12 protein-coding genes and 1 other RNA gene are annotated in these 12,401 nt (G+C 35.2%); 8 read left to right on the forward strand and 5 right to left on the reverse strand.

The window, feature by feature from the left end; all coding sequences use genetic code 11:
* Positions 1–32 precede the first annotated feature (32 nt).
* Genes QFA95_RS00915 through QFA95_RS00935 form a run of 5 tightly spaced genes read left to right on the forward strand, consistent with a single transcriptional unit; the run spans position 33 to position 5,936 of the window.
* Positions 33–485, forward strand: a complete 453-nt coding sequence (locus QFA95_RS00915; protein ID WP_486462973.1) for a formate dehydrogenase subunit gamma — start codon at positions 33–35, stop codon at positions 483–485.
* The gene (locus QFA95_RS00920) at positions 485–2,038 is read left to right on the forward strand and encodes a formate dehydrogenase beta subunit (RefSeq protein WP_486462974.1); all 1,554 of its coding nucleotides are present in this window, start codon (positions 485–487) and stop codon (positions 2,036–2,038) included. Before QFA95_RS00915 ends, QFA95_RS00920 begins: the two co-directional genes overlap by 1 nt.
* A 30-nt stretch (positions 2,039–2,068) precedes the next feature.
* Positions 2,069–4,909, forward strand: a complete 2,841-nt coding sequence (gene fdhF, locus QFA95_RS00925; protein WP_486462975.1) for a formate dehydrogenase subunit alpha — start codon at positions 2,069–2,071, stop codon at positions 4,907–4,909.
* Positions 4,910–4,912: 3 nt separating this feature from the next.
* Positions 4,913–5,716, forward strand: a complete 804-nt coding sequence (gene fdhD, locus QFA95_RS00930; RefSeq protein ID WP_486462976.1) for a formate dehydrogenase accessory sulfurtransferase FdhD — start codon at positions 4,913–4,915, stop codon at positions 5,714–5,716.
* 10 nt (positions 5,717–5,726) lie between these two features.
* Positions 5,727–5,936: a formate dehydrogenase subunit delta gene (locus QFA95_RS00935; RefSeq protein WP_486462977.1), complete on the forward strand. Its 210-nt coding sequence runs from the start codon at positions 5,727–5,729 to the stop codon at positions 5,934–5,936.
* Here QFA95_RS00935 and QFA95_RS00940 read toward each other — a convergent pair.
* The 5 genes from QFA95_RS00940 to QFA95_RS00960 all read right to left on the reverse strand — a co-directional run bounded on the left by QFA95_RS00940 (position 5,933) and on the right by QFA95_RS00960 (position 10,141).
* The gene (locus tag QFA95_RS00940; RefSeq protein ID WP_486462978.1) at positions 5,933–7,555 is read right to left on the reverse strand and encodes an ArnT family glycosyltransferase; all 1,623 of its coding nucleotides are present in this window, start codon (positions 7,553–7,555) and stop codon (positions 5,933–5,935) included. The genes QFA95_RS00935 and QFA95_RS00940 overlap by 4 nt on opposite strands.
* Positions 7,556–7,614: 59 nt before the next feature.
* Positions 7,615–7,815 carry a 50S ribosomal protein L31 gene (gene rpmE / locus QFA95_RS00945; RefSeq protein WP_048357429.1) on the reverse strand — a complete coding sequence of 67 codons (201 nt, stop codon included), beginning with the start codon at positions 7,813–7,815 and terminating at the stop codon, positions 7,615–7,617.
* 63 nt (positions 7,816–7,878) lie between these two features.
* Positions 7,879–9,138 carry a transcription termination factor Rho gene (gene rho / locus QFA95_RS00950; RefSeq protein WP_486462979.1) on the reverse strand — a complete coding sequence of 420 codons (1,260 nt, stop codon included), beginning with the start codon at positions 9,136–9,138 and terminating at the stop codon, positions 7,879–7,881.
* 2 nt (positions 9,139–9,140) lie between these two features.
* Positions 9,141–9,467, reverse strand: coding sequence for a thioredoxin TrxA (gene trxA / locus QFA95_RS00955; protein WP_486462980.1), 327 nt, complete (start codon positions 9,465–9,467; stop codon positions 9,141–9,143).
* An 86-nt stretch (positions 9,468–9,553) separates the two neighbouring features.
* Entirely contained in the window at positions 9,554–10,141 is a 588-nt protein-coding gene (locus tag QFA95_RS00960; protein ID WP_486462981.1) for a BON domain-containing protein, read from the reverse strand.
* 64 nt (positions 10,142–10,205) lie between these two features.
* Between QFA95_RS00960 and rsmI the strand changes: the two genes are divergently transcribed.
* The 3 genes from rsmI (at position 10,206) to rnpB (ending at position 12,366) form a co-directional block, all read left to right on the forward strand.
* Positions 10,206–11,048, forward strand: coding sequence for a 16S rRNA (cytidine(1402)-2'-O)-methyltransferase (gene rsmI / locus QFA95_RS00965; RefSeq protein WP_486462982.1), 843 nt, complete (start codon positions 10,206–10,208; stop codon positions 11,046–11,048).
* Positions 11,041–12,078, forward strand: a complete 1,038-nt coding sequence (gene pyrC, locus QFA95_RS00970) for a dihydroorotase (protein ID WP_486462983.1) — start codon at positions 11,041–11,043, stop codon at positions 12,076–12,078. Before rsmI ends, pyrC begins: the two co-directional genes overlap by 8 nt.
* Positions 12,079–12,084: 6 nt before the next feature.
* Positions 12,085–12,366: RNase P RNA component class A (gene rnpB / locus QFA95_RS00975), an RNA gene on the forward strand.
* The last annotated feature ends 35 nt before the right edge of the window (positions 12,367–12,401 follow it).

Genomic DNA, 12,401 nt, shown 5'->3' on the forward strand with positions numbered 1-12,401 from the left:
GGGGTATTCTGAAGGTCAACCAATTTTAACCAATGGATAAAAATAAAATACAACAACATATTGAAAAATATAAATCATTACCCGGCGGGTTGCTCCCACTAATGCATGCCATTCAGGATGATCTTGGCTATATTCCAGAGGAAAGTTATCCTCTAATTTCACAAGAGATGAGTATGTCTGTGGCAGAAATTCATGGATTTGTTAGTTTTTATCATCATTTTCGAACTAAAAAGACAGGTAAAAATCTTATACAGATCTGTCGTGCAGAGTCATGTCAGGCCATGAATTCTAAATCAATCGAAAATTATTTAAAAGATAAATTAGGGATTGATTATCACGAAATGACAGAAGATCAAAAATTTAGTTTAGAACCAGTATATTGTTTGGGAAACTGTGCATGCTCTCCATCGATTATGATTAATGATGATGTGTACGGTAGGGTGGATAAAGATAAAATTGATAAATTGATCAAGGATATTGAATAATGACTATAAAAATTTATGTCCCTATAGATTCTACAGCTCAGTCGCTTGGAGCAAATGAAATAGCAATTGCAATTGAATCGGAAGCTCAAAAAAGAAAGCTAGAAATTGAGCTCATCAGAAATGGCTCAAGAGGTTTATTTTGGTTAGAACCTTTGGTGGAAGTGGTCCACAAAGGTAATCGTATAGCCTATGGACCAATCATTGAAGAAGATGTTAAAAGCCTTTTTGACTCTAAGTTTTATGAGGGCGGTCAACATGATAAATATCTTGGCAAGACCGATGAGATTGCTTGGTTAAAAAATCAGGAAAGACTAACGTTTGCTAGAGTAGGCATTACAGACCCTATTTCTTTAAAGGATTATTTGGATCATGAGGGTTTTGTGGGTTTAAAAAAAGCGGTTAACTTTGAACCACAAAAAATTGTTGATGAAGTTAAGGATTCAGGGCTACGAGGAAGAGGCGGTGCAGCTTTTCCAACCGGAATTAAATGGCAAACAGTTTTAGACACCCAGTCGTCCCAAAAATATATTGTCTGCAATGCTGATGAAGGAGACTCCGGAACTTTTTCTGATCGAATGATCATGGAAAATGACCCCTTTCTTTTAATCGAAGGAATGATAATTGCAGGATTAGCCGTTAATGCAGATCATGGTTATATCTATTTAAGATCTGAATATCCACATGCACTAGATGTATTAAATAAAGCTATTAAGATTGCCGAAGAAAATAACTACCTTGGAAAAAATATATTAAATTCGAATAAAAATTTTACTCTGGAAGTAAGGCGAGCAGCAGGAGCTTATATTTGCGGTGAAGAAACCTCACTACTTGAAAGTTTAGAAGGTAAACGGGGTTTGGTAAGATATAAACCACCTCTGCCAGCTATTGAAGGTTTATTTGGGAAGCCAACAGTTGTTAACAATGTGATTTCACTAGCTACCATCCCAATTATTCTATCCAAAGGCGCACAATACTATGCAGACTTCGGTGTTGGAAGATCAAAAGGAACATTGCCAATTCAGCTAGCTGGAAATCTAAAACAAACAGGTTTAATCGAAAAGGCTTTTGGTATCTCGTTAAGGGAGCTGTTGTATGATTTTGGCGGAGGATCAGCAACGGGAAAGAAAATAAAAGCTGTTCAAGTTGGTGGGCCGCTTGGAGCATTTATATCTGAAGAAAATTTTGATATTGAGCTAGATTATGAAGCATATTCAAAATTAAATGCAGTTGTTGGTCATGGAGGCATCGTCGTATTTGATGAAGATGTTAATATGGCTGAAATGGCAAGATATTCATTTGAGTTTTGTGCAATTGAATCATGTGGTAAATGTACTCCATGTAGGATTGGTTCAACCCGTGGGATGGAAGTAATAGATAAGATTGTAGCGAAAGATGAGCAGCCAAAAAATGTGGCATTGTTAGAAAATTTATGCGATACCATGGTCAATGGCTCCCTCTGTGCCATGGGGGGGATGACGCCCTTCCCGGTCATGAGTGCACTGAAGTATTTCCCTAATGATTTTGGGGTTGAATCTAAGCCATTGAAAACATAAAATAAGGTTATTAAATAAAAGGTTATAACTATGGATGATACAAGAGATTACGGGACACCAAAAAAAGATAGCGCCACAATGGTGACGTTAACTATTGATGGTCAAAAGATCTCTGTACCGCAAGGAACTTCAATCATGCGGGCTGCATCTGACCTCGGTTCCAGCATCCCAAAACTTTGTGCCACAGACTCTTTAGAGCCATTTGGTTCTTGTCGCTTATGCTTGGTTGAGATTGAAGGTCGTCGTGGCTATCCAGCGTCATGTACCACCCCAGTTGACGAAGGTATGGTTGTATCGACACAAACCCCAAAACTTGCGGATATTAGAAAAGGTGTGATGGAGCTTTATATTTCTGATCATCCACTAGACTGCCTTACTTGCTCCACTAATGGTGATTGTGAATTACAAGACATGGCTGGTGCGGTTGGTTTAAGAGAGGTACGTTATGGCTATGAAGGAGAAAACCACCTTAGCGCTGAAAAAGATGAATCTAATCCATATTTTACCTTTGATCCATCCAAGTGTATTGTTTGCTCCAGATGTGTTAGGGCTTGTGAAGAAACTCAAGGAACATTTGCTTTAACCATTGATAGTCGTGGTTTTGAATCAAAAGTTTCTGCCGGTAACAGAAATTTCTTTGATTCTGAATGTGTTTCTTGTGGAGCCTGTGTTCAGGCATGCCCAACTGCAACTTTAATGGAAAATTCTGTGATTAAATCTGGAGTTCCAGAAAAGTCAGTAACCACAACTTGCGCATACTGTGGTGTGGGATGCTCATTTAATGCGGAAATGAAAGGTGAAGAATTAGTGAGAATGACCCCTAACAAAAATGGGGGAGCTAATCATGGCCACTCATGTGTTAAAGGTCGATTTGCATGGGGATACACCACGCACAAAGATAGAATTACATCTCCAATGATTAGAAAAAGTATTCATGATCCATGGCAAGAAGTGACCTGGGATGAAGCCATTAACTATGCAGCAAGTGAAATAAAAAGAATTCAAAAAAAATATGGTACTGACTCTGTAGGCGCTATCAACTCCTCAAGATGTACAAATGAGGAAACATTCCTGGTTCAAAAATTAGTTCGAGCTGGTTTTGGAAATAACAATATTGATACTTGCGCACGAGTTTGCCATTCACCAACAGGTTATGGGTTAAAGCAAACACTTGGGGAGTCAGCTGGAACGCAGAATTTTGATTCCGTGATGAAATCAGATGTGATAATGGTAATTGGTGCCAATCCAACAGATGGACACCCAGTTTTTGGATCACAAATGAAGAAAAGACTTCGACAAGGCGCGAAGTTGATTGTTGTTGACCCCAGAGAGATTGATCTTGTCAATAAGTCACCACACATTCGCGCTGATTATCATTTAAAACTTAAACCGGGAACTAATGTTGCCATTATTAATGCAATCGCACACGTCGTAGTAACAGAAAATCTTGTTAAACAAGATTTTGTTAATGCTCGATGTGAAACAGATTCATTTAAAAAATGGGCTGATTTTGTGAGTCTTGAAAAAAACTCTCCAGAAGCTTTACATTTGGAGACAGGGGTTCCAGCCGAGTCTGTGAGACAAGCAGCCAGACTATTTGCAACAGAAAATAATGGTTCAATCTATTATGGACTTGGTGTTACAGAGCATAGTCAGGGTTCCACCATGGTAATGGGTATTGCCAATTTAGCAATGGCAACAGGAAATATTGGTCGTGAAGGCGTTGGAGTAAATCCTTTAAGGGGTCAAAACAACGTTCAGGGGTCATGCGACATGGGGTCCTTTCCGCATGAGTTTCCGGGGTATCGACATGTTTCTGACTCTGAAACAAGAGAGATGCTTGAGAAAACATGGGGAGTACCACTTCAGTCTGAACCTGGTTTAAGAATTCCAAATATGCTTGATTCAGCCATCGATGGTTCTTTTAAAGCTTTATATTGCCAAGGTGAAGATATTGCTCAGTCTGATCCAAATACACAACACGTTACCCATGCATTAGAATCAATGGAGTGCGTGATCGTTCAAGACCTTTTCTTAAACGAAACAGCAATGTATGCACATGTTTTCTTGCCAGGATCATCCTTTTTAGAAAAAAGTGGAACATTTACAAACGCAGAGCGAAGAATATCACCTGTAAGAAGAGTTATGACTCCGAAAAATGGTTATGAGGATTGGGAAGTGACTCAAATGTTATCCAATGCTCTTGGTTATTCAATGAACTATAACCACGCCTCTGAAATTCTAGATGAAATTGCAAAAATTACCCCAACATTCACCAATGTTTCATTTAAAAAATTAGATCAACAAGGTAGTATTCAATGGCCTTGTAACGATGATCATCCAGATGGAACACCTACGATGCACGTTAATGAGTTTGTTCGTGGTAAAGGTAAATTCTTTATAACCGAATATATCCCGACAACAGAAAAAGTGAATAAGCGCTTCCCTTTAATTCTTACCACCGGAAGAATCCTATCTCAGTACAATGTTGGTGCTCAAACCAGAAGAACAAATAATAGTAAATGGCATTCTGAAGATTTAATAGAAGTTCACCCACATGATGCGGAAGAAAGAGGCATTAATGAAGGGGATTGGGTAGGGATTACAAGCCGGGCCGGTGAAACTGTCCTGAGATGTAAAGTGACAGAGCGTGTGCAGCCAGGAGTGGTTTATACCACTTTTCATCATCCTTTTTCTGGAGCCAATGTAATCACAACTGATAACTCAGATTGGGCAACGAATTGTCCAGAATTTAAGGTCACTGCTGTTCAATTAACAAAAGTTTCCCAGCTGTCGTCATGGCAAGAGAAATACAAATCCTTTAGTGAAGAACAAATTTCTTTTGTAGAATCCAAAAAGGAAAAAGTGTAACTTTTGAATCAACAGAACCTATATTCTGAATATAAAGTTTCTGACTCAGATAATCTTCAACAAAATAGAATCGATTTTTTATCAAACGAATTTCCAGTAGCAATAAGTTTTAATGGCATTAGTCATGTTGTTATGATGGCCACCCCAATGGATTTAGAGGATTTTGTTATTGGTTTCTCATTTACTGAGGGAATAATTTCTTCAATTGATGATGTATTTGATATTGAAATATCAAAAAATGATCATGGTATAGATGTTGAGGTGGAAATTGCGCAAGAGCCATTTCAAAAATTAAAATATTTAAAAAGAAACTTATCTGGAAAAACAGGATGCGGTATTTGCGGTATCGAGAGCCTTGAATATTTCAGCAATAGACTAAAGTTAAATTATCCTAAAAAGAAAAATTTTTTGATTACAACTAAGCACATTAATGCGAGTTTAGATGCTTTTAAATCTAGTCAAAAAGGACAAGTGAAAACAGGCTCCATTCATGCTGCCGCATTATTTGATGCAGATGGAAATCTTCAAAGTATTAAAGAAGATGTTGGCCGTCATAATGCATTGGATAAATTGATTGGAAGAAAATTAATTGATAATTTAGATGGCTCTTTTATTGTATGCTCTAGCCGTGCAAGTTATGAGATGGTTCAAAAAGTTTTGGTTACAGACATACCAATTTTGATTGCGATTTCTGCACCTACATCGATGGCTGTAAATTTAGCTTTACAACATGATCTCTCAGTGATTGGTTTTGCAAGAGATAAAAGATTCGTTGTATATAGTCACAAGAATAGAATAATCGAGTAAAATATTCGCCATGAATGATCAACATATAGTTAATATGGCAAATCAAATTGCCAGTTTTTTTCAAGCTTATCCGGATCAAGCGGAGGCGATTGAGGGTGTTTCTGGACACCTTAAGAAATTTTGGTCCCCAAAAATGAGAGTTAAACTAAAAGAAATAGCTGAACAGGGAGATATAGATAACATCCACCAATTAGTTTTGGATGCGATAAAACTAATTTAGTTTTTCATTATATAAAATGTCTTTTTGTCATTTGGCATTTTACCTTCCCACAAAATACGACTTTTAAATTCAGGATCACTTGATATCGATCTAATGTCTTTGTGGAATATTATATATTTACAATTTTTATCATTTTTTCTTATATCAATTTGAGTATAGTAAAAAATTAAATCTACAAAACTGTTATTCAAATCATTCGCTATCATGCACTGATTATATGGGATATTAATAGCATTTATTTGTTTGAATATTTGACCATAATCTTTTCGATTTTCTATCATTGGAAACCATAATAAAGTAGTTGTAACCCATGCAAGAGTAATTCCCAAAGCCCAATTAGTAACAGAGGATCGATTAGTAAGATTATTTTTCCAAAGCGATGTAATCCAAACTATAAGAAAAATTAAAGCCAAAAAAATATGAAAAAAGTTTAATTCTGGCGTAAGGTTTCCGGAAAGGTAAACCATTCTTTCATGAATTTTATAGGGAATACCAAAATTTAATGCAAACCAACCAATCCAGAGTATTAATGTAATTGCAGAAAAAATAAGAATACCAAACCAGTTTAATGCTCCAGATGCTCCCCTTTGAAGAGAGTCAATGGATGAGCTTGCTATGATCGCTATGGCAGGCAATAAAATCACCAACTTGACCTGACTAATTTGACTTTCGCATATTAAAAGTAAGAAAAACCAAGCAAGAAAAACTAGAGGCAAGTTTGTTCTTTTGTATTTAAGAAAAGTGGAAAATTCATTAAATAATGTGACAATAAACAATGGTACTGCTGGCCATGCAAACCATAGCAAGTTTACAAAGTAGTATTTAATATTTTCAGTTGAAAAACTTATCAAGGGAAATAAAAATTTTTCTAAACTATTAGGATGATATAAGGATAGAAGAAATATCCAGACACCTATAAAAAGAAGACTTGATAACAAACCCAAGCCAGCAAAAATAATAGTTCGCCTATAATTCCAGTTAGGCAGTATTGCTAGTGTGGCAGTGATTCCAATTATTGGGATTAAATACATTAATCCTTTTGAAAGTAAGCCAATTATTATAGAAATACCTAATAAAATAGAGGCTCGAAAAGGTCTTCGGTGTGAAAGGGAAAATGAATATAAGCATAAGCTTGCTGCAGTTAAGATGGCTATTTCATGTGTAAAAGTATGTAGTGTAAAAAAAAGCCCAACTGATGACAGAAAAATGATATTACTTTGTCTACCATAACCAAAGCCTCTTAATTCTCGATTGGTTAGACCAATGCTTATCATGGTTAATGCTAGCCAGAGAATATTAGCTAGACGTGCAGCATTGTGAGGCTCTAGAAAAAAAATAATTTTTGCAAAGATTGCGCCAAGAATTTCATAAATATGACCATGATCAAAACTATTAATGCTAGCAAGATGAGGGGCTAAAATGTCACCATTGAAAAAAATATTAGCAAAAATACTAAAGGAATTAGTTTCTAGCGGCCTCCATGGGCTATGAGTAAAAAGCCCAAAAACTAAGTATATTGTGGCAAAAATGATTAGAAAATTGATTTTGGCTTTTTCCCCAACTTTTTTCTTTGGGGTTTGCATATTTCCTTGCCAATCATGATCTAAAAAGTATTTCATAAAAGTAATATACAAAAAAAAAGGCAGCTTTGCTGCCTATTTTTTAAATAGATAGAAAATTACATTCCATATTTTTGTTTAAATTTCTCAACTCGTCCTGCAGTATCAACAATTTTTTGTTTACCTGTGTAAAAAGGATGACATTGAGAACAAACTTCAATATTTAAATCTTTACCTGCTGTTGACTTTGTTGTGAAGGTATTACCACAGCTGCAAGTAACATTTATTTCAGGATATTTCGGATGTGTGTCTTTTTTCATAATAATCGGTTTAAATATAAATTAAGTTGCGTATTATCATATTAATTTGCTAAAAAAGCAAGATTATCCCCGTCTCATACTATCGAAAAAATTATCATTTGTCTTTGTTGATTTAATTTTATCCATGAGGAATTCCATAGCTTCAATATCATCCATTGGATAAAGCAGTTTTCTTAAAATCCAAATCTTTTGCAGCACTTCTTGACTGATCAATAACTCTTCACGTCTGGTACCAGATTTATTTACGTTAATAGCTGGATATAGACGTTTTTCTGCCATTCTTCTATCAAGATGAATCTCCATATTACCAGTACCCTTAAATTCTTCATAAATGACATCATCCATTTTCGAACCTGTGTCAATAAGAGCTGTAGCAAGGATAGTTAATGAGCCACTTTCCTCTGTATTTCTGGCTGCACCAAAGAATCTTTTCGGCTTATGCAATGCATTTGCATCCACACCACCAGTTAACACCTTTCCTGATGATGGAATAACAGTATTGTAGGCTCTGGCTAATCTTGTAATAGAGTCAAGCAAGATAACAACATCTTTTTTATGTTCTACCATCCTTTTTGCTTTTTCAATAACCATTTCAGCAACTTGTACATGGCGTGTTGCTGGTTCATCAAATGTTGAGGCAACCACCTCACCCTTGACTGATCGACTCATCTCTGTAACTTCTTCTGGTCTTTCATCAATTAGCAAGACAATAAGTTCGGTTTCAGGATGATTTGCAGTAATTGCATGAGCAATATTTTGCATCATAACTGTTTTACCACTTTTTGGGCTTGCAACTATTAAGCCCCTTTGCCCTTTTCCAATAGGAGCAATCATATCAATTATTCTGCCTGTAATATTTTCTTCGCTCGATATATCTCTTTCAAGGTTGAGCCTCTCAGTGGGAAATAAAGGGGTAAGATTTTCAAAGAGGATTTTATTCTTTGTATTTTCTGGCGGCTCTTCATTAACCTTTTCAACCTTAACTAATGCAAAATATCTTTCACTATCTTTAGGAGTTCTTATTTCTCCTGCAACCGTATCACCAGTATGAAGGTTAAATCTTCTTATTTGAGATGGAGAGACGTAAATATCATCCGGTCCAGCAAGGTATGATGTATCGGCTGATCTGAGAAAACCAAATCCATCTGGCAGAACTTCAAGAGTTCCTTGACCATATAATGTCTCACCATTTTTAGCTTTATTTTTTAAAATTGCAAAGATAAGGTCTTGTTTTCGCATTCGACCAGCATTATCAACATTACTTTCATTTGCTAGGTCAATAAGGTTTGTTACTGGTAAGTGTTTGAGATCAGAGATTTGCATAATTAAATTGTTGAATCAATAAATGCAGAAAGTTGAGATTTAGACATAGCTCCTACTTTGGTTGCTTCGATGGATCCGGATTTGAAAATCATTAAAGTGGGTATTCCGCGAACGCCAAATTTAGCTGGAGTGCCAGGATTTTCATCAATATTTAGCTTAGCAATTTTAATTTTACCTGAGTACTCATCAGCAATGTCGTTCAAAATGGGAGCTATCATTTTGCATGGACCACACCACTCAGCCCAATAGTCAAGCAAAACCGGTATTTCGGAACTTAGGACTTCTTGTTCAAAATTCGAATCTGTTACGTTTATTATATTATTACTCATGATTTTTTATATTTGGATGTTAAATTAGTGACGAATTATGGAAAAACTGAATTGTCTGATTATTATAGAAACATTTATGAAATAAATCAATTTTTTTTGTATTGATTGTCAATTTCAAAATAAGTTTTAACTTTTACAACCCCTTTACTAGTTTTTGCAATTTTTTCAGCTTCTTCTGCTTCCTCGGAAGAAAGAATTCCCATAAGGTGAACAATTTGTCTCTCAGTGACTACTTTGACATGAACTGGTGAGAGATTGGACTTAGTTTCTTCTTTAACAAGTCTTGCAATGACATTGGTCGTGATCCCATAGTCTTTGGTCTTTGATTTTACTTTCTCTTTTAACGGAAGAGGTTTGGTTACTAAAATTTCGTTATATATTCCCTTGACGCCCTTTATTTTTGCAACTGAAGATTCAACCTTATCTTTTAGCTCCTGAGATTCAGACTCCCCTGTTAGTAAAACATTTTGATTGTAACTTGTCGCACTTGCTTTAAAGTTGCCCTTAATTTGTTGAAACTCATATGTTGCTTTGAATTCAATTGCCTGATCTTCTACTTGTACTCCAGTTGTTCTTCTGTCTGCTATCGAAGAAGGAACTGTCAAGACAGCAGTTGGTGCACAGGCAGATAAAGTAAAGAGTATAAGTAATATTGATATAAATTTAATAGGCATTTTTCAATAAAGAAATTTAATATTTTTAAATTGTATACTAGAGTTATTATAACAAGGTAAAAAAATGTCAACTACACTATATATTGTTGCTACTCCAATTGGCAACTTAAAAGACATCACTTTAAGGGCAATTGAAACTCTTAAATTTTGTCAAATTATAGCCTGTGAGGATACAAGAGTAACAAAAAAATTATTGAATCATTTAGGTATTCAAAATAAAAAGATTTACTCAATCCATCAACATAACGAAAAGGCTGCTGCACTAAAAATTATTGAAGAAGCTACTTCAGAGGGTGAAGCTATAGCTTATGTGACTGATGCTGGAACCCCATGTGTTAGTGACCCGGGAATGTTTTTGGTGAATCAAGCTCGTTCTTTAAATATTAAAATAGAGCCAATACCTGGACCCTCTGCTATAACTTCAGCATTTTCTGTATCAGGAATAGATGATGGAAGATTTAACTTCATAGGATTTTTACCAACTAAATTAAATGCCATCGAAGAAACTTTACATCTAATAAATCAACAACAAAAACCAACAATATTCTATGAATCACCAAAAAGAGTTTTAAGTTTTTTAGAGAATATTGTTAATTTTATATCACCATCAACAAAATTGTTTATAGCGAGGGAGATGACAAAATTATTTGAGAGCTTTTATTCTGAATCAGCAGAAGATTTATTAAGTTACTTTAAGGATTCCCCTCAAGAATTAAAGGGTGAATTTGTTATTATAGTTATCCCAAACAAAATAAAAGAGAAATCAATCTCAAATGAGGAAATTGCACTCTTAAAAGTATTGATGAAAGAGTTGCCGTTAAAGAAAGCTGCTGCAATTGTCTCAGAGTTTTATAATGGCAATAAGAAAAAAATTTATAATATAGGTATTGAGCTAAAAAATGAATGAATTAATTACAATCAAACTTCCAAATGATATGCATGTTCATTTTAGGGAAGGTAATTTGTTAGATTTTGCAGTAAATGCTACGGCAGAACATTTTCATTATGCTGTAGCTATGCCTAATCTGATAGATCCAGTCACAACATATAAAAAAGCTTTAAAGTATTATGAACAAATTCAAACTGTATCTAATCATTCTCATTTTAAACCTCTAGTAACAATGTATTTAACAGGAGATATTAAGGAAATTGATATCAGCGAAGGCGCATCAGATTCCAGGATTATTGGTGTAAAGCTTTACCCCGCTGGAGTGACAACAAATTCTTCCAATGGTGTGAGCAATATTCAAGATTGTTACAAGATTTTTGAATGGATGGAAAAGTATGATTTACCATTATTGGTTCATGGGGAAGTAAATAATCCAGAAACAGATATATTTGATAGAGAAAAATTATTCATCAATGAATTGATGTTAATTACTCAAAATTTTCCAGAATTGAGAGTAATCTTTGAACATATTTCCACAAAGGATGCTGTTGATTTTGTGAAAGATTCTGCTGATTTGGTTGCAGCAACTATTACACCTCAGCATATGGTTTTAAATAGGAATGATTTATTGTCTGGAGGGTTAAATCCTCATCATTACTGTTTGCCTGTAGTGAAAAGAGAAATTCATAGAAAAGCAATCGCTGAAGCAGCATTTTCAGGAAATAGAAAGTTTTTTTTAGGAACAGACAGCGCACCACATTATAAAAATCAAAAACAAAGTTCATGTGGTTGCGCAGGTATTTTTTCTGCATCAACGGCATTGGTTATCTATTTAGATGCATTTGATAAAGCTGGCGCATTAGAAAAATTTGAGGATTTTTGCGTGAATAATAGCTCTCATTTCTATAGATTAGCAAAAACAGATAAACAAATTACATTTAAAAAAGAGATATTTGAAGTTCAGTCATCATATGCTGTTGGCGATCAAGAAATTATTCCATTTATGGCTAATCAAAAGATTTCATGGTCTATAGCAAAGGAGTTATAATATTTCTAAGTTAGCCGGGCAGTCGCTATTTATAGAGGAAAGTCCGGGCTCCAAAGAGCATGGTGTTGGCTAACAGCCAACCATTGTAAAATGAGGAATAGGGCCACAGAGACGAGCGTATTTAGTTACGGTGAAACGCGGTAACCTCCACCAGGAGCAAGGCCAAATAGGATAACGATAGTATGGCTCGTGCTGTTATCGGGTAGGCCGCTAGAGATAATGAGTAATCATTGTTCAAGATGAATGACTGCACAAATACAGAACCCGGCTTATAGGCTAACTTATTGACTTTATTAAAAAAAGCGCTTGCAAAGCGCTTTTTT

The sequence above is a fragment of the Candidatus Methylolitoribacter marinus genome (genome assembly GCF_051853155.1).
Lineage (GTDB): Bacteria > Pseudomonadota > Gammaproteobacteria > Burkholderiales > Methylophilaceae > BACL14.